Source organism: Candidatus Nitrospira bockiana (assembly GCF_965152565.1).
Map to the genome: position 1 here is coordinate 3156415 of NZ_OZ224215.1, position 21196 is coordinate 3177610.

Here is a 21196-nt window from a genome sequence, read left to right on the forward strand (position 1 = left end):
TATGGTGGGGAGGACATGGGAACGGCGCAGAAGCGTCCCCCGTCAACGCCCGGCCACCGGGGCGACCTGTAACGCCGACTTCAAGGAGCGGACGAATTCCGCCACGCGATCCGGCATGCGTGGATCCTGATGGTGCGCGTCGACCTGCCGGACGATCGCGCTCCCGACGATGACCCCGTCGGCAATCGGCGCCATGCGGGCGGCATCGTCCGCCGTGGCGACGCCGAATCCGATCGCGATCGGCGTCTTGGTCAGACGCTGGACCTTCCTCACGTTCCGCGCCACATCGTCGATATCGGTGAGCGTGGCGCCGGTAATGCCGGTCAACGAGACATAGTAGATGAATCCTCGGGATCGTCCGGCCGCGAGCTCCCTTCGAGCCGGCGTACTGGTGGGCGCGACGAGGAAGATGAGATGCAGGCCCGCGGTCTCCGCCGGATGTGCCAACGACTCCGACTCTTCAGGCGGCATATCCGGCACGATCAGCCCGTCCACGCCGGCCGCGGTCGCCTGGCGGCAGAACGCCGCTTCCCCAAACGCCCCGATCGTATTGTAGTAGGCCATGAGCACGATCGGCACCTGTGTCCGCCTGCGCACGCTTGCGACGGTGTCGAGAATGCGCCGCAGGCTCGTTCCACTCCGCAGCGCCCGCTCCGCCGCCTTCTGGATCACCGGTCCATCGGCAATCGGATCTGAAAACGGCACCCCCAACTCGATGACGTCCGCACCGGCCTGCTCGAGCGCCATGACCAACTCCTCCGTGTCGTGCAACGAGGGATCGCCGGCCATGATGTACGTGATCAGCGCCTTTTCACCGCGCGCCCGGAGCCGTTGAAACGCCGTGTCGATGCGATTCATGTCTGCGTGCCAAATCTAGTAATTGAGTGACTGGGTAATCAAGTAATTGCTCCAAACTTCAATTACAAAATTACTCACTTGCTCAATTACTTCCTATTCACAGCGTCACACCCTTGAGCCTGGCCACCTGGTTCACGTCCTTGTCTCCGCGGCCCGACAGGTTGACGATGACGACGGTGCGTGTGCTCAGGGTTGGCGCCAGCTTCACCACCTCGGCGACGGCATGCGCGCTCTCGAGCGCCGGAATGATCCCTTCCTCGCGCGAGAGCAGATCGAAGGCGGCCATGGCTTCATCATCGGTGGCGGAGGTATAGCGCGCGCGGCCGGTATCGTGCAGATAGCTGTGTTCGGGACCGATCGCGGCATAGTCGAGGCCGGCGGAGACAGAATGGGTGAGGTTGACTTGGCCGTCGTCGTCCTGAAGCAGGTAGGTGCGTGTACCGTGGAGCACGCCGGGCCGCCCTCCGGCGAAGCGCGCCGCATGCTTGCCGCTCTCGGTCCCCAGGCCGCCCGCTTCCACCCCGACCATCTTGACGGAATGGTCCTTCAAGAAAGGGTAGAAGAGTCCGATCGAGTTGCTGCCGCCGCCGACGCAGGCGACGAGATAATCCGGGAGCCGGCCCTCGAGGGCAAGAACCTGCTTGCGCGCCTCGCGGCCGATCACCGACTGGAAATCACGGATCATCATCGGATACGGATGGGCGCCCAGGACGGAGCCGAGGATGTAATGGGTCGTCCGGACGTTCGTCGTCCAATCACGCATGGCCTCGTTGATCGCATCCTTGAGCGTGCGACTGCCCGCATCGACCCCCGTGACCGTCGCCCCCATGAGTCGCATCCGAAACACGTTCAAGGCCTGACGCTCCATGTCTTCGGTGCCCATGTAGATTTCACACGACAGCCCGAACATCGCCGCGACCGTGGCCACCGACACCCCGTGCTGTCCGGCCCCGGTCTCCGCGATCACGCGGCGTTTCCTCATCCGCCGCGTCAGCAGGGCTTGCCCGATGGAATTATTGATCTTGTGTGCCCCGGTGTGGGCCAGGTCTTCGCGCTTCAGGTAGATCTTCGCGCCGCCGAGCTTCTTGGTCAGCCGCTCGGCGAAGTACAGCGGCGTCGGGCGTCCGACGTACTGCTTCAGATAGTAGGCCAGCTCGGCCTGAAAGCCTCGGTCCCGTTTGGCCTCGGCGTACGCCTGCTCCAATTCCAGGAGCGCCGGCATCAGCGTCTCAGGGACGTAGCGCCCGCCGAACTCTCCGAACCGGCCTCGATGATCGGGGATGGAAGACATTGCTAGATCAATGAAGGTTCAGGTTGAGGTTCAGGTTGAGGAGAAGTCGGTCGAAAGAAGATTGTTTCCGTTCAGCCTCAGCTCCGGCTGCAGTATAGCGTTCACATCGAGGTAGAGACAAGCCGCACGGCGTCGATGAACGCCGTGACCTTCGCGTGATCCTTCTTGCCCGGCGACGCTTCGACTCCGCTGCTCACATCGACTCCGTAGGGCTGGACCCGCCGGATGGCCTCGGCGACGTTGGTGGGCGTCAATCCGCCGGCGAGCAGCACCGGTGCCGAGCGCGCGGCCTCCGCCGCCAATCCCCAGTCGGCGGTGCGGCCGGTTCCGCCATAACCGGTCTCGGCATAGGCATCGATCAAAAAGCCCCGCACCCCCGCCCGCCCCTTGTATTCGGCCATGGCAAGGAAGCTCGCCATGCTGCCGAGACGAAACGCCTTGAGGACGGGCCGGCCCAACTGCTCGCAGTAGGTGGCCGGCTCGTCGCCATGCAGCTGGGCGAGCGCAAGCCCACACGCATCCATCAGATCGCGCACGACCTTGATGTCTTCGTTGACGAAGACCCCGACCGGAAGGACGAACGGCGGCAGCGTCGCGATGATCCGGCGGGCCGTGTCCGCGGTCACGCAGCGTGGGCTCGACTTGTAGAAGACGAATCCCAAGGCGTCCGCCCCCGCCGCCACCGCGGCACGGGCGTCCTCGGGATTCGTGATGCCGCAGATTTTGACCGCCGTTGTCGCCATGACGATCCTTCAGCACTGAAAGTCGGCGTTCATGCCGTCCAGTGTCTTCACCCAGTCGGTGGCGATGTCGTGCAGGTTGTGCAGGCGGCCTTCGCCGGGATCCGCGTCGACGAGGAGCGTCACGGCCTTCGCGAGGTGTTGTTTGGCGAGGCTCAGCGACCCGCAGACGCCCGAGGACGCCGGCGGCTGCCCCCCGGCCCGAACGAACAAGGCCTGCGCACGGTAGGCCTGCTCCTGGGCGCGAAAGAGCTGCTCCGCGCCGCGATACCACTGGCTTCGCCCGACGTCCTTCTGTTGCTTGGCCAACTGCGCCGCCATGAGCGCCGCCTTCCCCATGTTCATCGCCGCGCCGTCGGCATCGCCGTTCGCGATGGCCTCCTCGGCCCGATTCTGCAACCGCTCCAGCTCGGCCTCTTCACCCATGATCTGAGCGTGGACGGCCGCCGGCTCGATGAAGACGGTGAGCGCGAGCGCCACGGTCGCAAACGGCGCCGCCCTACCCACGCTCCGTCCGCTCCCCTGTGCCGAGCAACTCCCGCATCTTGGCCCCAATGTCGTCCGCCCGAATCAACGACTCGCCGATAAGCATCGCGTGGACGTTGGCCTCCAAGAGCCGCTTCACATCGTCCCGGCGGTGGAGGCCGCTCTCGCTCACGATGAGCTTGTCGGACGGGATGCGTGTCGCGAGACGCAGCGTCAGGTTCACATCGGTCGAGAAGGTCTTCAGATCGCGGTTGTTGATCCCGATCAGCTGCGCGTCCGGCAGCCAGTCCAGAACCGTGTCCAGCTCGCGCTCATGATGCGTTTCGATCAGGACGTCCAAGGACAGCTCCTTGGTCAGCGCAAAGAAATCGATCAGTTGCCGGCGTTCCAACGCGGCGACGATGAGCAGCACGCAATCGGCCCCATGCGCCCGCGCTTCATAGAATTGAACGTCGTGCACCATGAAGTCTTTGCGGAGCGTGGGAATCCCAACCTTGTCCTTGACGGCCTGGAGATGCTCCAAGCTGCCTTGGAAGAACATTTCATCGGTCAGGACCGAGAGGCAGGAGGCCCCGTGTTCCCGGTACTGCTCGGCGATCGTCACCGGCTCGAACCGGTCCTTGAACTCTTCCTTCAGCAGGCCGAGGCTCGGCGAAGCCTTCTTGACCTCGGCGATCAACGCCGGCGCCACCGGCGACCGCGTGGCATCGAGCGTGACGGCGAACGGCACCGGCGCTGGGCGGTCGGCGATCTTCGCCTTCAGCTCGGCCAAGTACCCCCGGCTCAGCTTGTGCCGGACTTCCGCCTTCTTGTGTTCCAAGATCCGGTCGAGGATCATCCGTCTTCCTTGGACTCCCGGGGCTTCTCACCCCGGCCGATTGCTCCGCCTTGCACGTGCCCGGCCGGACGACCACCGGATCTCAGGGCGGCGGGACGGGTCATCACGCCTTCGTAAAGGCAATCAACCGCTCCAGCTTCTCCATCGCGGCGCCGTTGTCGATCACCCGCCCCGCCAGCTCGAACCCTTCCTGCAGCGTCTTCGCCTTTCGCCCGGCCACGAATGCCAGCGCCGCGTTCACGCATACGACGTCGCGTTTTGGGCCACGGCGCCCCAGCAAGACGTCGCGGACGATCTGGGCATTTTCCTGAGCATCGCCACCGATCAGGTCCTTGAGCCGCACGGGGGTGAGCCCCACATCTTTGGGTTCGATGAAGTAACTCGAGACGACGCCCGCTTTGCCTTCCGAGACGCGGGTCCGGTCGGTCAGCGTCACCTCGTCCAACCCATCCATGCCGTGGACCAAGAAACAGTGTTGGGCGCCGAGATGCACCAGGACCTTTGCCATCAGCTCGGTGAGCTGGTAGTCGTAGACGCCGAGGACCTGGATGGTGGCACCCGCGGGATTACTGAGCGGGCCGAGGATATTGAGCAGGGTTCGGACCCCCATTTCCTGGCGGGGTGCGGCACAGTGCTTCATCGCCCCGTGGAACAGTGGTGCAAAGAGAAAGCCGATCCCCACCTCGTTCACGCATTCTCCTACGCGGTCCACGGGAAGATCGATCCGGACCCCGAGGGCCGCCAGGACATCGGCGCTTCCGCACCGCGACGAGACCGAGCGATTGCCGTGCTTGGCGACCGTCAGTCCTCCGCCGGCAACGACGAAAGCCGCGGTCGTCGAAATATTGAACGTCTGGGAGCGGTCGCCTCCGGTGCCGCAGGTATCGACCACCAGGGGGTCCGCCACCCGAATCCGAGCCGCCCGTGAACGCATGGCCCGGGCGGAGCCCGCTATTTCTTCGACGGTCTCGCCCTTGATCCGCAGCCCCATGAGATAGGCGGCGATCTGGGCAGGCGTTGCGGCGCCGTCCATGATCTCGAGGAGGACCTCTTCAGCCTCCTTTTCGGTCAGGTCGACCCGCTCGGCCAGCTTTGCAATAGCGTCTTTGATCACGGTCTCATTCCGCCTGCCAGGCCCCTCCGCCCATCTCGCCTTCCCATCGGCCGGAGGCAGACTTGGGGCTTCGAAAACGCAACCCACTCAAACTATGGAGTTCTTGCAGGTGGGATTGTATGGGATGACTCGTTCGAAAGCAATGAAGCTGAGGATGCTTCGCGAGGCTCCGTAGGGGAAGAGCTCCTGGGATCAACACATGTCGCGGGCGGGCATCGGGGAGGCCGACCGTGCGACCCCGTTGACTAGCCCTGGATCGGCTTGTCCACCGCCTTGAGGAGCATCGTGCCTTCCGGGAGACGAGAAAAGTGCATGCTGTGCGTCCGGTGGATCTCGAGCGCCTCCATCGGGCGAAGCTCGGCCTCCCCGCCCAGGCGGACGAGCAGCGCCAGCGCGGTGTTGTGCATGATCAGAACCTGCTCATCGTTGTCGAATCCGCTGAGGATGTCCTTCAACGTCTTGGTGGGGACGATGGCGCTCGATGCCTCGCCCGCGTTTTCGACAATCGCCTGGAGCGCGGCTTTCGCCTCATCGAATTTCATGATGTCTCCTTCTCTGCCGAGGTGAAGCGACGCGCCAGTATAACAGAGCCGAGGCAGCCGAGGCACCAGGGATAAGGACGCCACCGGGGTCGGCTGTCCCCGTCGGAGCGACCGCCGGGGCATCGCCCCAAGCCCGTTTGCTGAGCGACCGTAGGCCGCGCATGGACAACACAATGGCTCGATGGCGTCTGCCGGACTCGTTGACACCCGGGGACCTCATCGTTGTGGGCGATCCCCTGGCATTTCCCTCCCTTCCAACTACGTAGCGCCCGCCGACCTGCCAGGCAGCCCACGGAAAAGTTGACACCTATGCAGTCCACCTAGATGAAAGCCCTGATTCTTCACGGCTCCCGCAGGTGGCAGACAAGTTGCGGCGCACGGGGTCATTGATTCGCTGACGTCTGGGGCTTTGCGATGATCCGCCGCCGTCGCGCCGCCGTCGTGCTCGTGCTCGCGTGTGTGGTCCTCCCGTTTCCTCTCCCCGATGTCGCCGCCCTGGACTCCGTCTGGTCGACCGTCCTCTGGGACCCGCTCCTCCCATCGATGGTCTTGGGGGTCTCCGTGCTCAGCTTGAAAGGAGACAACGGCTTTCAATTCGCCATGCTGTCTGCGCAGCGATTCGCGAGCACGCATACCCGCGTGGCGATCGGCCTGGGATTCGACGAGATGACCCAAGGCCGGTCGGAGCCGGTCACCGGATCGGGATCGGGCCCGGCCTCCGACATTTCCGAGCGTCTGTTCCTCTTGCACACCTTCTGCGACAAGCGCTTTCAACTGACCTTCCAGATCACCTGGTAGCTCAGCCTTGAATGCTGCTCGTGCTCCAAGCCGAGTCCTGTCACGGATGTCTCGGCGGCGTCCGCCCGCAGTCCCCGCATGGATTGCTCGCGTCGTCCCGCACTTCGTAGCCGAGAGGCCCACGCCGCCGATCGAGCTGAATGGCGCAGCACGCCTCCAGCATCTCTTTGATCCGCCGCCGGCCTCGTTGGACGCGAGACTTCATCCCGGATAGCGAGAGCCCGAGTCGTTGAGCCGCGGTCTGCTGTGTCAGGCCCTCGAAGTCGACAAGGGTGACCGCCTCACGGTACCGCTCGCTCAACCGGCCGACCATGGGGCGAAGGCAGCGGGCCAGCTCTTGGCGAACCGTATCCGCGGCCTCCGGCGGCTCTCCCCCCTCAGCACCCCACGGCTCCCCAGTCTCGAAGTCGGCTGCCAGGCCCGCCGGTATCTCACGCCGGCGGCCCGGCGCACGGTAATGATCGATCACCGCGTGGCGGGTGATCTGAAACAGCCAACTCGTCAACCGGCTCGGATCTTTGACGTCACCGAGGTGTTGGTGGACGCGGAGGAGCACATCCTGAAGGAGATCCTCCACTTCGGTCGGATCCGAGAGGTGCCGGGCAATGAAGCGGCGCAGCTCCATTCGCAGCTCACGCCACATGGTCTCCACGTCCTGCATCATCATGCTTGCTTCCTCCCGATTCCGGCTCACGATTGTCGGCAGGCCACCGACACCTGAATCGGCCGGTCTTGTGCCGTGCAACAGGCGCCGGTCGCCAGCGGGGTCACCGCCGGGAGCTGTTCATGGACGGTAAAGACCTCCCACCGATTGCCGTCGGGGTCGGAAAACCAGGCCTTGTCTTGACGGGCATAGCAGCATTCGACTTGCGTTTCAACGGCGTCAAGAATGCCGCGCTCGGCGAGCCGTGCCTGCCATTCCGCAACCTCCGCCGGGGAGGATACCTCGATTCCGAGGTGATTGACGGTGCTGACCTCGCCGGTGGTCGCGACCAGCGAAAAGTTCAGGGGCGGCGCCGCCAAATCGAACTTGGCGTAGTCCACCGTCTGTTTCTGGGGGGCGACCCCGAAGACCTTCCGATAGAACACAACCGAGGCGGCCACATTCCGGACGTTGAGAGAGAGATGTGGTCTCATTGCGCTCCTCCTTTTGCTCGTCGGGGGCCCATCCCCCCGCTCATCCACTAGAGACGGCCCCGAGGCTAAAAGGACGCAACGGCTCTAACCGATGGAAATGTCGTGACCTGGAAGGCTCCGCACTGAGTCTCCCGGAAGGGATTCAGTGGTCGACTCCACCGGCGTGCGGTTGGTGACAGGGAAAGACAGAGAGAACAGATTGGGGCAGAACAGGACGCGCCTTATGGCGTTTCGTGACGCCCAAGGATTTAGGCTATGCGGCCGTCCGTTTCCTGCTCTTGTTGGAACGCGAACGCGGCTTCCCTGGCCGCGAGGCTTTGGCCCGGGTACTGTCCCCTGCGGCCTTTTTCCGCTTACGTGGTGGAGAAGCGGCGTTGCGGGCTTCCAGTGCGCGTTTTGCCTCTTCGAGGGTGCGTCCAAGCGCCACGAGATCGAGGTGCCCCGTGCGCGCACGCGCAAACAGCTCGGCCTCCTCTTCCTTGACGTGGTGTTTGACGTTTTCCATCAGCACGGTGAACTTGGCTCGGAGACGCGGGTCGGCGGCGCGCATCCCCTTCAGCTCGCGGATCAGGACCTTCGCCACGTGGTGCTCCTCCATGGATTCGTCGACGTGATCCGCGGCATCCGGGGCATCGTCCCGCACGGCCGGATAGAAGACCCGTTCTTCGGCCATCGAATGCACTTCCAGATCGTGCACGGCCTGCCGCATCAGCCGATGCTTGGCTTCAGGCTCGCCCGCTGCCATGAACTCCCGGAACAAGCCCTTGATCCGTTCATGATCCTTCCGCAGGAGGTCGACGATCGTCGGCCCCGCACCGCTCGTCAAGGACAATAGCGCCATGGTTTTCCTCCCTTCCCCCCATCGTAGAGCGGTCAGGATCATGACCGCCGTCATCTCCCTTTATCCGGACGCGTCGGCCTGCCTGCTGACCGCGTGTCGGCGGCTCAGCAGATTGACACCGTGACCGAATGAAGGGGGCATGTGAAATGGCAAGCACCTTGTGGATGAGGCTGCCGGCTCGAGGAGGGTCAGGAGGAGGGACGTGAAACGACGGGGGCTTGCTGTCCCTACGAATGGGAATGCGGACCGGAACTCAAGGCCCACTGAGGGCGGTCAACCCAGGTCTCGGAACCGTTGATGCGAAACTCGGCAACTCGGTGGAGAAACGGGCGTACGAAAGGCGGTCAGCGGGGCGTGTCCTTTGTCTTGTCCTTCACCTGCTCGTCCGCATTCTGCTTGCGCTTCAGCACGGATTCGAGAAACTCGTCCTGTTCCTCGAGGAGCTTCGACCATCGGGCTACATTTCGTAACTCGGCGCGAGCACGAGCATAACTTCTTCGCATGGCATCCTCCAGGGCACTGAGAGAAGAAAAAGCGGAGGGTAGATAATCACAGTGAGGCGGGAGTCAAGAGTCTCACAAAACAAATGACAAGACAAAGGCTTGCGTTATGTGTTCGTCATGCACCGGTTCCCTCCCTCTGGCCCGAGCGGCCCTCCTCCGGGCGATCCGCGGTTTGGGTGAGACTGAGTCAAGACCACGGCCGGTGGCATCGATGCCACCGGCCGCTCTTCCCCGAGGTTGGGATGGGCTATTCGCCCTTGGCCTTCATCTCCTTCATCTTGCCCTTGGCGCGCTCTTTGGCCCCTTTGACATCGCCCTTCGCGCGCTCCATTTCGGCTTTCGTGTCATGTCCTTGGGCTTCTTCCTTGAGCGCGTTCATCTCGCCCTTCGCTTCTTCCGTATCGGCCTTCATCTCGCCCTTCATTTCCTCCATCTTGGCTTTGGTCTCACCGGCCATGCCAACCGAGTATATCCCGGCGACGATGAAGACACCGGCCACGACGGCGGTCAGTAACTTGGACATGGGAACCTCCTTTCGACGAGTTCAGGAACGATTACCATGCCATCGATTGGACCAGCCGCCGACTAGGACGGCAATAGGAGGAGCACGACCGGCAAGGATAAGACGGATATGACTCGCCGGCGTGCAACCCCCCTACATTTTTGGATGGACGGGTCTCGACCACGTGGCAGCGAGGCTCGGCATAGCTGTCAGGCTATACGGCAACGGGAACGAAGTGGCTCTAGAGAGGATGACGGCCGGATCGACGACAGCGAGACGTGGAGGGCGCAGCCCGTGGAATTTTGAAGCTGCGCTGGAACGCCGGCACTGCACCGTTGCGGCCGGCGTGCAGGCTCACTATTCTCCAGCTAACAGGGGCACTGAATGCCGGCAAACCAATAGAAGAACCAGATACCCAAAGCACACGTGGAATAAAAAATCATCTTTCCGATCTTCGTCTCCAACGCGACTCGCGCTGCATCCTTCGTCACATCCGCCATAGCAGACCTCCTTGGGTCAGGGACCCGCGCCGACGGGGTCCTCAGAAGAGAGTGGATACCGCTGTCGTAAGGATGAGCGGCGGTTAGGAATCAGTCGCGCTGGGAGGGAGATTCGGAAGCGCGAGGGATAACAGCCGTTGCTCAGGGGCGTAGCATGAACGCCGTCGGGGTGGTTTGTCAATCGCGAACTGCCGGCGCACCGGGGAAAAGGCCGGTGCGTTCCATGTCCTCCCGCTACGATCGACGGGGCTCCTCCCCTGCCTCCGCCACGGTGGCGTCCCCGCAGGATCTGGCCCACTCCTTGACGACCCGGAGCCCACGATCGATGACGGCAATGTCGAGCTGGTCTCGCCGTGACGGCGATTGCAGCTTGATCCTGCGAACATGCGGCAGAGTGAAGCAGGGGATGGTCCTGGCGCCGAAGCTGACGGGGCGCGAGAGCGGCGAACGCTTATTTTTGGGCAGGCGAAGCCCCGTATTCACGGTTTCGATGAAGCCGCCCCTGTCTCGATAAGGAAAGCAATCGATCTTCGCCATGAAATCCGCCCTCATCCATGCCGACCGGCTGAGAAAAAAGTGCCCGCGGATCAGGGAGACTCGCTGAGCCACCTTCGGCGTGATCGGCCAACACAGCGCCACGCCCGCACCCCGATGCCGGACCAACGTGGTGGTATAGAGCCGGTACCCTGCCCGTTCCATCGCCGAGGTCACGGTCGCCAAGTCGGCGAGGTCCAACGCAACGTCAAGGTCGTGATGATGCCGGTAGAAGCGACCGATCGTCACCGGCACCGCCAGCCCCCCGACCAAGTGCCATGGCGTCCCCTGGAGGATTCCAGCGAGTGAGGCGATTCGCGCGGCATAGAATGACCCGTCTTCGGAGAGCCTGACGAGGTCGTCCTTCAGCAGACAGTGGTAGGAGCAGAACAAAAAGGGCCCGATCCATCTCTGAAATCCCTGGTTGCTTGGTGCCATCGCTTCACCGACGCTACCGGGTTTGGTGCGACTCAGCCGCGACCCTGGGCAGGCGATCGATCGCCAACTGCCCGGTCGTCGCCTTGTAGACGGAGTACGAGCCCAGCGCGATGGACACGAGAAGGGTCGCCAGGATCGACCATCGCAAGGCGGGTCGGCGGTACGGCGCCGGGGCCCGATTCGATTCACCGGTGGCGAGATAAATGACCACGGCGCCGAGCACGCTCGGCCACAGCCATTTGACTTTTCCGGGCAACTCCTCGCTGAGATGGACGATCGAGACGACCGTGAGAACGTAGAAATACGACGCGAGGATGAAGCGCACGTGGCGCTGAAAGAGCACGTGCTTGGGATGGAAACGCCGTCGGAGATCCCGCCACTCCAACGCCACCAGGAGAAGGCCCAGCAGGGTGAACACCCGCATGGGGGTATCCTTCCAGATCGCGACCGAGGCGAGCGCGACGACGGTCGCCGTGAGGAGGGTGGCCAGACCGTAATCCCACGGGCCGGGCTCCGGCTCGCCGGCTTTGCGGTAGAGAAAGATCGCACGCCACCCATAGAAGAGCATCGAGAAGCCGAAAAAGTTGAAGGTGAGGTTTCGGGCAAAGTCCCATGACCACCAGGCATGTCTGGTGAGCGTGAGGTACGAGCCGGTCACGTAGAGGAACACCATGCCGGCGAGATAGGCGCGGCCGGTGAACCGGTGCCCCCGAGTACCTCCAAACGTCGCCAGCGCGATCGGGACGAGCAGAAACGCCACCGGATAGCCGACCACCCGATGGATCGTCATCACCACATGCTGCGTCTCGGTCATGGTCTGCCCCTCTTCCGGCACGCGGTCTGACGGGCGGCTCACCGCGCCTGGGCCGGTGGGGTGTCACTATAGTTTCTCTAGGTACCTCTTGCAAGACGGCTCACTCTGTGCGCTGTTGGGGTGAGCGAGTCGTCTTTGCTCCCATGGCTCAAGACCACCATCAGATTGCTCAATTCCACCAATGCAGGCAGACCCGGGTGACGACTCGCCACGGTTGGGGTCAAACGTCGGGGGATGCGCCTCGGTTTGTCGAGCAGAGATTTAATTGGTATTCCTGGCACTTGAAGCGTGCCGGGAGCAGGATCTCAGAAGCGCCCCTCGACATGGCGGTGATCGCCCTGCGGCATGTATTTTTCAGCACGTCTCAGGCGGTATCGTCTGTTCAACTGTGGGAGGAGGACCATGGGACCGACCAAGGCCGTCGTGAAGGGTGATGCACTCTACGATGCCCGCACGGGCAAATTACTTCAATCAGGATTGACGACACCGGAGGCGGTGCGTGACTACGCTCGCCGCCATTATCTGGTGCTCCCGGAGGTCGATAAGTCAGGGCGCCCTTGGGAGCTCAACGGGGAACCGGTCTATTGCCTTCGGGGGTCGCGCTATGAAACGTTGCATGACCACCAGCCGCATCTCGCCCGTTGCCCGGATTGCGGAGGAATGGGCGTGCGGATCGAGGAGGTCACGGTCGAACGGGATTGCATTCGGTGCATCGCGTGCGGACATGAGTTCGATGCCAGGCTTCAAATGATGGAGAGCTAGCGGGAGGTCGATCATGCAGATACGGACGAAGAGCCGACTGGCCCGGCGGCTGTTTCTCGACCGGGACATCGAACGGTTCCGACAGCAGCTTCTCCACCTCCAGCCCTTGCTGGTCGACAGAAGCCCGACCAGGTCCGGCGCCCTCGCTGAATTCGACTTGGCAACGGAACGCCTGATCAGCCAGGTTTTCGGGGAGACATCGGAATTGTTGGAGGCGTACGAGTACGCAAAGCTCGGCGAAGCCGCAAGCTTGGTCAATCTCCCGGAAGAGGCACAGGAACACGGCGCGCACGACGTGGAACGGGAAAGCTTGCAACAGCGTAAGCGGGTCCTGGATAGCTGCATCTCCGAGCTCGAAGCGCTTCGGGATTTCAAAGCACGGACCCATCCGCGCGTGGCGGACTACATGACCGCGACCATTCGAACCATCGGAATCGATGCCACGCTCCGGGAAGCAGCCATGCTGCTCGAGAAATGGGGGGTCGGCTCTCTCCTGGTCACGAACGGCTCTCGGTATGTGGGTATCATCACCGATACGGACTTGTCCCGCAAAGCGGTCGCGCGCGGGCTCGATCCCTCCGCCACCAGCATCAATACCTGCATGACGAAACCGGTCATCAGCGTCGAGCAGAACGAGCCGATCACCGCCGCGATCGGGTTGATGAAGGAGCACGGCATCCGGCATCTCGTCGTCACGAAGGACGGCATGGTCCTCGGCGTCCTTTCGGTCTCGGACATCGTCCGCTATTACTCCGATGTCGTCCCCATGCTGCGAACCCTGGCGGGTCTCACCGAGAACGGATCGCCCGGTGGGATGTGAGCAGGCCGGTCGCGGTAAACCGGTCGCCGTAATGTAGGAACGTTCAGAGGGCCGCCGGGTGGCGCCGCCACGGACGACCCCACCCGAGCGGCTGATTCCGCGGATCGGCCGTGAAAGCCAGAGGGGAGCTGGATGGCTCTTCCTGTCCTTGGAGGTCCGTGTTGTGACTGGGGGTCTCACCCCATCACGACTCGACTCCCCGCTTCCTCTTTCGGTTTCTGAACACGCAATCCAAGCTTCTCCCTCCTACTAACCGGAATCATCTCATCCCTCGCCCGCTGTAGCCTCCTGGCGGCGGGTCTTGGCACTTCCGCCCCGGTACTACTCCACATCCCCTGACATCACGGGACAGCGGCAGTCGCAGCCACCGGGGCCGAAGCCCTGGGTTGAGGCGGACGAGCCCGATGGTGCTGCTTCGAAAGCTTCTTCAGGACTGGAAGACGCGCTGGTGTGCCGGCATCGGGGCAGCCGCATCCAAAGAAACGCGAGGTGTGCCTGGCTCGATCACCAAGGTAAGGTTGCGAGGTTATCGGGAACGCGCCCCGCGCCTTGTGGGACGAGGGCTCAGCATCCTGTTCAATAATTTCAGTTGCGCGATGAGGTGGCGCTCGACATCCGGATCTCCTCCGACCAGCGCTTCGGCGCATTGCCTGACCGCGGTCAGCTGCTCCGCGTTGAGCTTGTCCAAGAGCTCCAAAAGAGGACGGACTTCTTTGCGAAAAGATCCGGCTTCCGCAATAAAGGACGATGACTCGCCTCGGTCCGGGGCATAGGGCTTCCGGCGGGCCGCCTGTCGCTCTTTCGTCAGTTGTGACAACACGTCGGCGATGTCGAGGCCTCCGATCTCGCAGAGCTTCACGAGGACATCGGCGGAAGGATAGACCGAGCCTTTGAGGTAGCGGTAAACGGTATTCGCGGTGACGCCGAGTTTGGTCCCCAATCCGGCGGGATCGAGCCCCTGGTCTTCCATGACCGCTCTGATTCGATCCTTTATGTGCATCGCGGCAAGACCATGGGCGTGTCGAAGAAATACTATTTTTTTTCGCCATAAGCAAATTCTTGATTGACATGCATGCACGCAAGCACTTAGAGTGTGGCGCATGTTCCGGCACGAGAACATACGTATACGCCGCCTCGAGTTGGAGTTGACCCTCCAGGATCTTGCACGCATGCTCCAACTTGCAAATCCTTCAGCTCTATCCTTATGGGAACGAGGGAAGAGAACGCCGAGCACCCGCAGCGTCGCCAAACTGGCCCGGGTCCTGAAGGTCCCGATCTCGTATTTTTATGACCGCGATAGTTGCGTGCCTCGCACGCACCCGGAAGTCACCCGCCGCCAACAACAGATTCTGTATGGCCTCGCCGCAGGATTGTCACACGCAGAAATGGCGACAGGACTCGGCGTCAGCCGACGCACCATCGATTTTCATCACCGGGACCTCAACCGGATCTTGGGCGTCAGCAATGTAGTCCTGCTGCTTCGAGAATCGGTTCGACTGCGGCTCCTTCCCCGAGATGTTCTGAGCGTTCCTCGAGAAACCTTGATCCAGAAGGCACTGGGGTGAAGCTAGACCCCAGATGCACCTCCCAGACCCAGCAGGTCTCAACACGTTCCCGTAGCCGCGCCGCCCGCAATCCAGCCGGGGCCACTCGAGACGATCCATCGTCGGGCCCGCTTGCGAGATGAAGCTTCTGGCATGGGTGCCGCCGCCCGGTGTTTCTCCCCGCTTGTCACTTTGGCAGCAAGAAGCGGATAGCAAACTTCCACGGGCACGAGGTAGCATTCAGGAGCGCGAGGACTGAGCGATGCAGACGTTGAATCTCAAGCGTGCATGGCAGGCAGTGCTGACCCGAGACCGCCGGTATGATGGGACGTTCGTCTACGCCGTGGCCTCCACCAGGGTCTACTGTCGTCCTTCCTGCCCGGCTCGACGGCCGTCTCCAAGCCGGGTGACGTTCTTCGACACGCCATGTTTGGCGGAAGAGGCAGGGTTTCGTCCGTGTCGCCGATGCCGGCCGGGGTCGGCCGAGGGGCCCGAGATAGACCAGCGAATCGAACAGGCTCGACAGTATCTGGATCGCCATTACGACGAGCCGGTCGGACTTCGGCACCTTGCGGCTGAAATCGGGATCAGTCCCTCTCACCTGCACCGCATGTTTTCAGCGCTCGTCGGATGCTCTCCAAAACAGTATCAGGACCTGAAGAGGATGGACTGCTTCAAAACGACGCTGAAATCCGGGACCAGTGTGACCCATGCCGCCTATGCGGCAGGATTTGGCTCCAGCAGCCGGGTATACGAACGTGTGAACGATCACCTTGGCATGACGCCCTCGGCCGTTCGAGCCGGCGGGCTGGGGGTCAGCATCCGCTTTACGACGGCGCCGACGGCCGCCGGCCGTCTTTTGCTGGCCGCCACGGCACGCGGCATTGTGTCCATACAATTCGGGACGAGCGACGCGGCCCTGCTCTCGTCTCTACGGCGAGAGTACCCGAACGCGGCATTCCGCCGCGATCCCGGTGGATTGAAGCGCCGCCTCACAGACGTCCTTGGCTCGTTGACGGCGCAAGGCAGGGCATGCCGGTTCCCGCTCGATCTCAACGCCACGGCGTTTCAACGCCGCGTGTGGAAAGCCCTGCAGCAGATTCCGGCGGGCGGCACCCGTTCGTATCGCGAGATCGCCGCGTCGATCGGACAGCCTTCGGCCGCTCGAGCGGTGGCGAACGCGTGTGCCAGCAATCCCATCGCGATGGCGATCCCATGCCATCGCGTGGTCCGGCAAGACGGTCGCCTGGGCGGATATCAGGGGCCTGCAGCGCAAGCGGCGGCTTCTGGCACTGGAGCGCGCCGCGACAACGGCGCCGAAACGATGACCATCAGAGCGCGACTCGCCCAACTGGACTGGAAGGCGATCGAGACCTCATTGTGGCAGCACGGCTATGCCAAGGTGGCTCGCTTCCTCACCGCGGAAGAGTGTGCCGCCCTCCGTTCCCTCTATGACGAAGATGACCTGTTTCGAAGCCGCATCGACATGCGGCGCTTTCGTTTCGGCGAGGGTGAATACAAGTATTTCAAGTATCCCTTACCCCCGTTGATCCACGCGATTCGCGAGCATGCCTACCCTCGCCTGGCGACCGTCGCCAATGCGTGGTCGAGGGCGCTCGCCGAGCCGGATGCCTTCCCCGCCCGCCTCGATGAGCTCCTGGCCGTCTGTCGCAAGCAGGGCCAAACGAAGGCCACCCCCTTGCTCCTTCGCTACACTGCCGGCGGGTACAACTGCCTGCACCAAGATCTCTACGGCGAGGTGGCCTTCCCCCTGCAGCTCACGGTCTTTCTGAGCCGGCGTGATCGAGACTTTACCGGCGGTGAGTTTCTCCTGGTCGAGCAGCGCCCGCGCGCCCAGTCACGCGGCGAAGTGCTGCGACCCGAACAAGGAGATATGGTCGTCTTTGCGACGCGGCATCGTCCGGTGCCAGGCACGCGGGGCTACTACCGCGTCACCATGCGCCATGGCGTGAGCACGATTCATTCCGGCTCCCGCGTTACGCTCGGCGTCATCTTCCACGATGCGAAATGAGCAACCGACCAATGTCCGAGCTCGCGGGAGGGCTTTGCGGCTTTCCTGCAAGGACCCAGCTCGTCAGCCCGGCGCCGGTGACACTCTCCTGAAGAGATGATCCCATTGCTTGTGCTGACCCGAAGGGACCGCACGGCCTCCGGGGAACATCTCGTCCAACACTCGCAACCGTGTGATACCGGCGACATCAACCAATCGCCAATCTGGAAGCCTGCCGCTTTTGCTTCCACCATCGACTTGGTAGATGAACAGTCTCTCGACTCCGCCGAGTATGCCGTAATCATGCGGCTCCGCGATGCGCGGGTAGCTCTGATAGTCGAACGCGATCATCCGCTTGTTGGCGATGGCGAAACAGAGCACGTCATGGACTGATCCTCGTCCTCCCGAACGACGCCTTTCTTTCATCGAGGATGCCCCCTCGGCCATTCGAGTTTTTTTCGAAACACTCCCAAGCCGATTCCTTGCTTGCCTTTCCTTCATTTGCCTATTCGAGGCCACTGTTGAGATTCGTGGCACCGTCCTCTGCCTCTATGCTACCGAGCGGCGCAAGCTCCCTGCAATTCGCCGATCCTCCTCTATCCCGACGCTCCGGACTCTCGGCTCGCCGCATTCAGGAAAGCGAGCGTCGAGGAGCAGGCACTCGATGTGCCAAGCGGACGCCGTTGACTGGAACCGAGCAAGACCCGACGGCTGGCACCGCCTCGCCGTGTGGTTTATGTTGTCTGTATGAACATCGCAGCCTATACAACGGTGGGCGAAGCCGTAAACGATCTCGAGAGGCGCGGATTCACGGCCAACTTCGAGCTGATCGGCAAGACGTTTCGAGCCGTGGAGAGCGGCAGAACCTTCAATCCCGAAGACCTCACAATCGTGGAACGCCACCGGTTTGAAGGGGCCAGTGATCCGGAGGAACTCGCGGTGGTCTACGCCATCGAGGCTACAGACGGCACCCGCGGCGTTCTCGTCGACGCCTACGGAACCTACGCGAATCCCGATCTGTCGGAGTTCCTCAAAGGTGTGAGGGTGCGGGAACGTTAACGCGGTCGGCCGGTATTCGAATCGTCGCCATCTCACGCTTGTGGCTTCCGGTCAGCTCTAGTACACTCCCGGTCACGTTTTATGACTGGGCCTGTCCTCGTCCAGCTGGCCGTGCCAACCCTTGATTCGGGCTCTTAGGCCTTACTGACGGAACTCCTCCCAGTAGGGATTGCCCTCAGAGCGACCTACCGGCATCGACCCGCGGGACCCGTCTCGATCAACTCCACGACAGGATGACTCAACTCCGCCTTTCGCCGGCAGGAATTGTGTGATCCTCGGTGCCGGCGGCTGCTTCGATCAGGACCTGGTTGTCCACTCAGGGTGCGAGATTTAGGGCGGCGCGGCCGGTTACGCCCGGTTTTCTTGACCATAGACAACCCCCCGCTATACTTCCTAGGTACTCATCTCATTGCCAAGGAGGATTCGAATCATGAGGCGACTGGCTTGGCTGCTCCTCTGTCCACTGATGCTGAGCGCGTGTGCGACCATGGCCACAATCGATCAGCAAGTCTCCATCACCAGCGACCCCCAGGGAGCGGACGTGAGGATCGGCAGCCTGTCCGGCAGCACGCCCATGAGCGTCACGTTGCCGACGGGATACGCGATCCCGCAGTCCTTCCAAATCCAGAAGGACGGCTACCAACCCCAGACGGTGTCGATCCAGCGCGGGTTCCGTACCAGCGCCCTGGTCCAGGACCTGTTCCCCGGTCTCTTGCTCGGCCCCATCCCGTTGCTCGTGGATGCCATTACCGGAGACTGGTATTACATCGCGAACACCAGCTACAACGTGCGGATGCTCCCACTCGCAAGCGCCGGCGCCATGGAACGCAAGTAGGAGCTCGACGCAAGACCATCTGTCCGCCCGAGCCGTTCCTGTCGTCCTTCGCTTTCGCCGAGAAGCCCGCTGGGTGAACACTCAGCGGGCTTCTCGCCTTTTAGAAGGCAGGTCGCCAAGCCTCAACAAGAAGCCGTGACGACCGCGGGCGGCTATGCCGTCTTCTCCGCCGCCGTGGTGTACTTCACCGCGTATCGCAATGCGACCCTGAGCTTTTGCCTTCCGTCATCGCACTCCCGTTTCTCGCGACCTCCCTAGCTCCGTTGGGCTGGCTGTATCTGGCCGTGCTGCTGGATCTGTACTCGCGCCGTATTAATTGGATGGGCGATGAGTCCGAAGCCGGATCAGCACGTCGCGCTTCAAACGCCGCACATGGCCTTAGCGCAGTTTGAAGCCGAGCATGTGCTTTAACACAGTGTCCATGAAATCGGGGGCACTCATCCCGACCCTTTTTCTTTTCCATATGGATCGAGGGCCAGGTGTCAGGGAAATGCGAGAGCTAAACAAGCGGGCCGGCAAGGCCATGAACTTGCTGATGCGGCCTCAGGTCGGGGGCGGGGCCTGGACCGCAGGCGCGCCTAGCTCGCGCTGAGGCGCCACCCGGTTGTGTCTCAACGGAAGGTCTGGGCACAGGACGAGCTTGCCTTCGAGACCGCCCTCCTCGAGACGACGGTGCGCCTCGGCGACCTCGTCGAAGGAGATCCGCTGGGCGACGCGAGGCCGGATGGCGCGAGTTGCTAACAGGCCGAAGAGCCGCTCCAGGTCCTCACGGAACCAGGCGGGATGCCGCGCCCGCATCACATTGATCGAGTAGCCGCGGGCACGCTTGCCGCCCGGCAACCCCCGCCAGAGATACAGCCGCGCCACCCACATCAACATGGTAAGCATGCGCCGCTGCGCCTGCACGCCTGCCGTGTAGCCGTAGGCACAGACTAGACCGCCACGCTTGAGCGCCGCGAACGAGCGGCGATAGCCGTCCTCGCCGATGCCATCGAAGACGACGTCGAACCCGCCCGGCAGGGCACGTGTGAAGTCTTCGCGTTGGTAGTCGATCAGCGTGGCGCCGAGCTCGCGGATCAGCGACCCATGCTCGCCGCGCGCGGTGCCCCACAGCTCGAGGCCGGCCATCCTGCCGAGTGTGAGCAGCGCCTGACCGACGGCCCCTGCGGCTCCCTGCACGAGAACGCGCTGGCCTTGCTGCACCCGGGCCACGCGGTGAAGCAGCTGGTAGGCGGTCGTCCAGCTCAAGATCAGCGCGGCTGCCTCCGCCGCGTCGACGGCCGGCGGCACACGGGTCACGCGGTCGGCGCGGAGCGTGCAATAGGCGGCGTTCGCCCCGAGGACCGTCATATCGGCCACCCGGTCACCAAGCGCAAGACTGCTTACGCCATCACCGAGCTGGTCGATTTCCCCGACGACGTCATAGCCCATGACGAACGGCGGCCGGCGGAACACCCAGGGGTAGAGGTGGCGCCGGATCACCACGTCGGTATACTCCACGCTCGAGGCGAGCACGCGCACCCGCACCTCGCCGCGGCGGGCCATCGGCAGGGGAGCATCACCTACCTCCAGCTCATCGGGACCGCCAAAGCGCCGGACTCGAACAACACGATTGCGCGGCTTTTCATGGACGGATTCGCACATCACGCAGCATGTCTCCATTATGTGATGGGAGCATAGCTCTCCCTGACGAACTAGACAATTGTCTCCTGATGGCTAGGCGGGAAATTGGTCGACTACAAGGCGGAGACGGAGATGTCGCGGGAGCTCGCGACGATGACGGCACAATTTTGCGCCTCCGTCACGATCTGTTCAACACCCTGGCTGGCGCCTACACCCAAATGAGCGAGATGCAATGGATGCCGCAGAAGGGCTGCGCTTACAGTGGGGGTGAGTGGACCGTCGCGATCGGCGGGACCCGAGGCGTCTTCGTCCAAACCGCTGAGGCCGACTTCGACCCTGGTCGGCCAGCCAGCGCAGATCTACGCTCTTGCCGCACGGCGGCACGAACACGGTCCCGCCCGGCGTCAGCCCCAGGTGGGCATAGTCACGCGCCAGATAGGCGTTGACCTGGCCTTCATGAAAGCCGATCTGGTTCGATGCCCAACGTTGGTGCCAGAATTCCGGTTCCATGTCTGCCACAGTGCTATCAGAGACAATGCAATTGCCGCAAGTTATAGATAAACTAACCCGTTCCCTTCTCTGAGTTCGACAGGCCAATGCTTGGAC

The 21196-nt window shown here is 62.7% G+C and carries 26 protein-coding genes and 1 pseudogene; 8 read left to right on the forward strand and 19 right to left on the reverse strand.

Annotation, left to right across the window (positions count from 1 at the left end; translation table 11 throughout):
* Nucleotides 1–42: 42 nt before the first annotated feature.
* The 7 genes from trpA to ACWHYV_RS15340 form a co-directional block, all read right to left on the reverse strand.
* Entirely contained in the window at nucleotides 43–858 is an 816-nt protein-coding gene (gene trpA, locus ACWHYV_RS15310) for a tryptophan synthase subunit alpha (protein ID WP_447977364.1), read from the reverse strand.
* 97 nt (nucleotides 859–955) lie between these two features.
* Nucleotides 956–2149: a tryptophan synthase subunit beta gene (gene trpB, locus ACWHYV_RS15315; protein WP_447977365.1), complete on the reverse strand. Its 1194-nt coding sequence runs from the start codon at nucleotides 2147–2149 to the stop codon at nucleotides 956–958.
* A gap of 101 nt (nucleotides 2150–2250) precedes the next feature.
* Nucleotides 2251–2892, reverse strand: coding sequence for a phosphoribosylanthranilate isomerase (locus ACWHYV_RS15320; RefSeq protein ID WP_447977366.1), 642 nt, complete (start codon nucleotides 2890–2892; stop codon nucleotides 2251–2253).
* A 9-nt stretch (nucleotides 2893–2901) separates the two neighbouring features.
* Complete coding sequence (locus ACWHYV_RS15325; RefSeq protein WP_447977367.1) at nucleotides 2902–3396, reverse strand: hypothetical protein; 495 nt, start codon at nucleotides 3394–3396, stop codon at nucleotides 2902–2904.
* Complete coding sequence (gene trpC, locus ACWHYV_RS15330; protein ID WP_447977368.1) at nucleotides 3389–4213, reverse strand: indole-3-glycerol phosphate synthase TrpC; 825 nt, start codon at nucleotides 4211–4213, stop codon at nucleotides 3389–3391. Before trpC ends, ACWHYV_RS15325 begins: the two co-directional genes overlap by 8 nt.
* 103 nt (nucleotides 4214–4316) lie before the next feature.
* Nucleotides 4317–5327 carry an anthranilate phosphoribosyltransferase gene (gene trpD / locus ACWHYV_RS15335; protein WP_447977369.1) on the reverse strand — a complete coding sequence of 337 codons (1011 nt, stop codon included), beginning with the start codon at nucleotides 5325–5327 and terminating at the stop codon, nucleotides 4317–4319.
* Nucleotides 5328–5572: 245 nt separating this feature from the next.
* Complete coding sequence (locus tag ACWHYV_RS15340) at nucleotides 5573–5869, reverse strand: hypothetical protein (protein WP_447977370.1); 297 nt, start codon at nucleotides 5867–5869, stop codon at nucleotides 5573–5575.
* A 414-nt stretch (nucleotides 5870–6283) separates the two neighbouring features.
* Between ACWHYV_RS15340 and ACWHYV_RS15345 the strand changes: the two genes are divergently transcribed.
* The gene (locus ACWHYV_RS15345; RefSeq protein ID WP_447977371.1) at nucleotides 6284–6667 is read left to right on the forward strand and encodes a hypothetical protein; all 384 of its coding nucleotides are present in this window, start codon (nucleotides 6284–6286) and stop codon (nucleotides 6665–6667) included.
* 40 nt (nucleotides 6668–6707) lie between these two features.
* Here ACWHYV_RS15345 and sigZ read toward each other — a convergent pair whose 3' ends face one another.
* The 8 genes from sigZ to ACWHYV_RS15385 all read right to left on the reverse strand — a co-directional run bounded on the left by sigZ (nucleotide 6708) and on the right by ACWHYV_RS15385 (nucleotide 11936).
* Complete coding sequence (gene sigZ, locus ACWHYV_RS15350) at nucleotides 6708–7334, reverse strand: RNA polymerase sigma factor SigZ (protein ID WP_447977372.1); 627 nt, start codon at nucleotides 7332–7334, stop codon at nucleotides 6708–6710.
* Nucleotides 7335–7357: 23 nt separating this feature from the next.
* Nucleotides 7358–7804, reverse strand: a complete 447-nt coding sequence (locus tag ACWHYV_RS15355) for an ArsI/CadI family heavy metal resistance metalloenzyme (RefSeq protein ID WP_447977373.1) — start codon at nucleotides 7802–7804, stop codon at nucleotides 7358–7360.
* A gap of 253 nt (nucleotides 7805–8057) precedes the next feature.
* Nucleotides 8058–8645 carry a hemerythrin domain-containing protein gene (locus tag ACWHYV_RS15360; protein WP_447977374.1) on the reverse strand — a complete coding sequence of 196 codons (588 nt, stop codon included), beginning with the start codon at nucleotides 8643–8645 and terminating at the stop codon, nucleotides 8058–8060.
* Between the two features lie 344 nt (nucleotides 8646–8989).
* The gene (locus ACWHYV_RS15365; RefSeq protein WP_447977375.1) at nucleotides 8990–9148 is read right to left on the reverse strand and encodes a hypothetical protein; all 159 of its coding nucleotides are present in this window, start codon (nucleotides 9146–9148) and stop codon (nucleotides 8990–8992) included.
* Nucleotides 9149–9395: 247 nt separating this feature from the next.
* A complete protein-coding gene (locus ACWHYV_RS15370; protein ID WP_447977376.1) occupies nucleotides 9396–9671 on the reverse strand; it encodes a hypothetical protein in 276 nt (91 codons plus the stop codon).
* 347 nt (nucleotides 9672–10018) lie between these two features.
* Entirely contained in the window at nucleotides 10019–10150 is a 132-nt protein-coding gene (locus ACWHYV_RS15375) for a hypothetical protein (RefSeq protein ID WP_447977377.1), read from the reverse strand.
* Nucleotides 10151–10384: 234 nt separating this feature from the next.
* Nucleotides 10385–11122, reverse strand: a complete 738-nt coding sequence (locus ACWHYV_RS15380) for a nucleotidyltransferase domain-containing protein (protein ID WP_447977378.1) — start codon at nucleotides 11120–11122, stop codon at nucleotides 10385–10387.
* A 13-nt stretch (nucleotides 11123–11135) separates the two neighbouring features.
* Complete coding sequence (locus ACWHYV_RS15385; RefSeq protein WP_447977379.1) at nucleotides 11136–11936, reverse strand: hypothetical protein; 801 nt, start codon at nucleotides 11934–11936, stop codon at nucleotides 11136–11138.
* A gap of 402 nt (nucleotides 11937–12338) precedes the next feature.
* Here ACWHYV_RS15385 and ACWHYV_RS15390 point away from each other — a divergent pair, with 402 nt between their 5' ends.
* Complete coding sequence (locus ACWHYV_RS15390; RefSeq protein WP_447977380.1) at nucleotides 12339–12698, forward strand: hypothetical protein; 360 nt, start codon at nucleotides 12339–12341, stop codon at nucleotides 12696–12698.
* A gap of 13 nt (nucleotides 12699–12711) precedes the next feature.
* Nucleotides 12712–13518 (forward strand): CBS domain-containing protein, encoded by an 807-nt coding sequence (locus tag ACWHYV_RS15395; protein ID WP_447977381.1) that lies wholly within the window; start codon nucleotides 12712–12714, stop codon nucleotides 13516–13518.
* Between the two features lie 526 nt (nucleotides 13519–14044).
* Here ACWHYV_RS15395 and ACWHYV_RS15400 read toward each other — a convergent pair.
* A complete protein-coding gene (locus tag ACWHYV_RS15400) occupies nucleotides 14045–14488 on the reverse strand; it encodes a helix-turn-helix domain-containing protein (protein ID WP_447977382.1) in 444 nt (147 codons plus the stop codon).
* Nucleotides 14489–14687: 199 nt separating this feature from the next.
* Here ACWHYV_RS15400 and ACWHYV_RS15405 point away from each other — a divergent pair, with 199 nt between their 5' ends.
* Both ACWHYV_RS15405 and ACWHYV_RS15410 read left to right on the forward strand, forming a co-directional pair.
* Nucleotides 14688–15083, forward strand: coding sequence for a helix-turn-helix domain-containing protein (locus ACWHYV_RS15405; RefSeq protein ID WP_447980734.1), 396 nt, complete (start codon nucleotides 14688–14690; stop codon nucleotides 15081–15083).
* Between the two features lie 241 nt (nucleotides 15084–15324).
* Nucleotides 15325–17094, forward strand: a complete 1770-nt coding sequence (locus tag ACWHYV_RS15410; protein WP_447977383.1) for a 2OG-Fe(II) oxygenase — start codon at nucleotides 15325–15327, stop codon at nucleotides 17092–17094.
* 63 nt (nucleotides 17095–17157) lie between these two features.
* On the opposite strand, the gene ACWHYV_RS15415 is transcribed toward ACWHYV_RS15410, so the two are convergent.
* The gene (locus tag ACWHYV_RS15415) at nucleotides 17158–17454 is read right to left on the reverse strand and encodes a hypothetical protein (RefSeq protein ID WP_447977384.1); all 297 of its coding nucleotides are present in this window, start codon (nucleotides 17452–17454) and stop codon (nucleotides 17158–17160) included.
* Nucleotides 17455–17820: 366 nt separating this feature from the next.
* Between ACWHYV_RS15415 and ACWHYV_RS15420 the strand changes: the two genes are divergently transcribed.
* The gene (locus ACWHYV_RS15420; RefSeq protein ID WP_447977385.1) at nucleotides 17821–18132 is read left to right on the forward strand and encodes a phosphoribosylpyrophosphate synthetase; all 312 of its coding nucleotides are present in this window, start codon (nucleotides 17821–17823) and stop codon (nucleotides 18130–18132) included.
* A gap of 430 nt (nucleotides 18133–18562) precedes the next feature.
* The gene (locus ACWHYV_RS15425) at nucleotides 18563–18967 is read left to right on the forward strand and encodes a PEGA domain-containing protein (RefSeq protein ID WP_447977386.1); all 405 of its coding nucleotides are present in this window, start codon (nucleotides 18563–18565) and stop codon (nucleotides 18965–18967) included.
* Nucleotides 18968–19510: 543 nt separating this feature from the next.
* On the opposite strand, the gene ACWHYV_RS15430 is transcribed toward ACWHYV_RS15425, so the two are convergent.
* Nucleotides 19511–20611, reverse strand: a complete 1101-nt coding sequence (locus ACWHYV_RS15430) for a medium chain dehydrogenase/reductase family protein (RefSeq protein WP_447980735.1) — start codon at nucleotides 20609–20611, stop codon at nucleotides 19511–19513.
* Nucleotides 20612–20826: 215 nt separating this feature from the next.
* On the opposite strand from ACWHYV_RS15430, the gene ACWHYV_RS15435 reads away from it, so the two are divergent.
* The gene (locus ACWHYV_RS15435) at nucleotides 20827–21036 is read left to right on the forward strand and encodes a hypothetical protein (RefSeq protein WP_447980736.1); all 210 of its coding nucleotides are present in this window, start codon (nucleotides 20827–20829) and stop codon (nucleotides 21034–21036) included.
* Here ACWHYV_RS15435 and ACWHYV_RS15440 read toward each other — a convergent pair.
* Nucleotides 20978–21100: pseudogene (locus ACWHYV_RS15440) on the reverse strand (thiopurine S-methyltransferase); the annotation flags it as partial. The gene ACWHYV_RS15435 and the pseudogene ACWHYV_RS15440 overlap by 59 nt on opposite strands.
* Nucleotides 21101–21196: the final 96 nt, after the last annotated feature.

What these genes read in the sequence shown, in the direction of transcription:
- ACWHYV_RS15370 (WP_447977376.1), bottom strand. Translation starts at nt 9,671, where the DNA reads ATGTCCAAGTTACTGACCGCCGTCGTGGCCGGTGTCTTCATCGTCGCC.
- ACWHYV_RS15345 (WP_447977371.1), top strand. Translation starts at nt 6,284, where the DNA reads ATGATCCGCCGCCGTCGCGCCGCCGTCGTGCTCGTGCTCGCGTGTGTG.
- ACWHYV_RS15340 (WP_447977370.1), bottom strand. Translation starts at nt 5,869, where the DNA reads ATGAAATTCGATGAGGCGAAAGCCGCGCTCCAGGCGATTGTCGAAAAC.
- sigZ (WP_447977372.1), bottom strand. Translation starts at nt 7,334, where the DNA reads ATGATGATGCAGGACGTGGAGACCATGTGGCGTGAGCTGCGAATGGAG.
- trpA (WP_447977364.1), bottom strand. Translation starts at nt 858, where the DNA reads ATGAATCGCATCGACACGGCGTTTCAACGGCTCCGGGCGCGCGGTGAA.
- ACWHYV_RS15420 (WP_447977385.1), top strand. Translation starts at nt 17,821, where the DNA reads ATGAACATCGCAGCCTATACAACGGTGGGCGAAGCCGTAAACGATCTC.
- ACWHYV_RS15425 (WP_447977386.1), top strand. Translation starts at nt 18,563, where the DNA reads ATGAGGCGACTGGCTTGGCTGCTCCTCTGTCCACTGATGCTGAGCGCG.
- trpC (WP_447977368.1), bottom strand. Translation starts at nt 4,213, where the DNA reads ATGATCCTCGACCGGATCTTGGAACACAAGAAGGCGGAAGTCCGGCAC.
- ACWHYV_RS15365 (WP_447977375.1), bottom strand. Translation starts at nt 9,148, where the DNA reads ATGCGAAGAAGTTATGCTCGTGCTCGCGCCGAGTTACGAAATGTAGCC.
- ACWHYV_RS15405 (WP_447980734.1), top strand. Translation starts at nt 14,688, where the DNA reads ATGCTCCAACTTGCAAATCCTTCAGCTCTATCCTTATGGGAACGAGGG.
- ACWHYV_RS15385 (WP_447977379.1), bottom strand. Translation starts at nt 11,936, where the DNA reads ATGACCGAGACGCAGCATGTGGTGATGACGATCCATCGGGTGGTCGGC.
- ACWHYV_RS15390 (WP_447977380.1), top strand. Translation starts at nt 12,339, where the DNA reads ATGGGACCGACCAAGGCCGTCGTGAAGGGTGATGCACTCTACGATGCC.
- ACWHYV_RS15395 (WP_447977381.1), top strand. Translation starts at nt 12,712, where the DNA reads ATGCAGATACGGACGAAGAGCCGACTGGCCCGGCGGCTGTTTCTCGAC.
- ACWHYV_RS15320 (WP_447977366.1), bottom strand. Translation starts at nt 2,892, where the DNA reads ATGGCGACAACGGCGGTCAAAATCTGCGGCATCACGAATCCCGAGGAC.
- ACWHYV_RS15360 (WP_447977374.1), bottom strand. Translation starts at nt 8,645, where the DNA reads ATGGCGCTATTGTCCTTGACGAGCGGTGCGGGGCCGACGATCGTCGAC.
- ACWHYV_RS15430 (WP_447980735.1), bottom strand. Translation starts at nt 20,611, where the DNA reads ATGTGCGAATCCGTCCATGAAAAGCCGCGCAATCGTGTTGTTCGAGTC.
- ACWHYV_RS15435 (WP_447980736.1), top strand. Translation starts at nt 20,827, where the DNA reads ATGCCGCAGAAGGGCTGCGCTTACAGTGGGGGTGAGTGGACCGTCGCG.
- ACWHYV_RS15355 (WP_447977373.1), bottom strand. Translation starts at nt 7,804, where the DNA reads ATGAGACCACATCTCTCTCTCAACGTCCGGAATGTGGCCGCCTCGGTT.
- ACWHYV_RS15410 (WP_447977383.1), top strand. Translation starts at nt 15,325, where the DNA reads ATGCAGACGTTGAATCTCAAGCGTGCATGGCAGGCAGTGCTGACCCGA.
- ACWHYV_RS15400 (WP_447977382.1), bottom strand. Translation starts at nt 14,488, where the DNA reads ATGGAAGACCAGGGGCTCGATCCCGCCGGATTGGGGACCAAACTCGGC.
- ACWHYV_RS15380 (WP_447977378.1), bottom strand. Translation starts at nt 11,122, where the DNA reads ATGGCACCAAGCAACCAGGGATTTCAGAGATGGATCGGGCCCTTTTTG.
- trpB (WP_447977365.1), bottom strand. Translation starts at nt 2,149, where the DNA reads ATGTCTTCCATCCCCGATCATCGAGGCCGGTTCGGAGAGTTCGGCGGG.
- ACWHYV_RS15375 (WP_447977377.1), bottom strand. Translation starts at nt 10,150, where the DNA reads ATGGCGGATGTGACGAAGGATGCAGCGCGAGTCGCGTTGGAGACGAAG.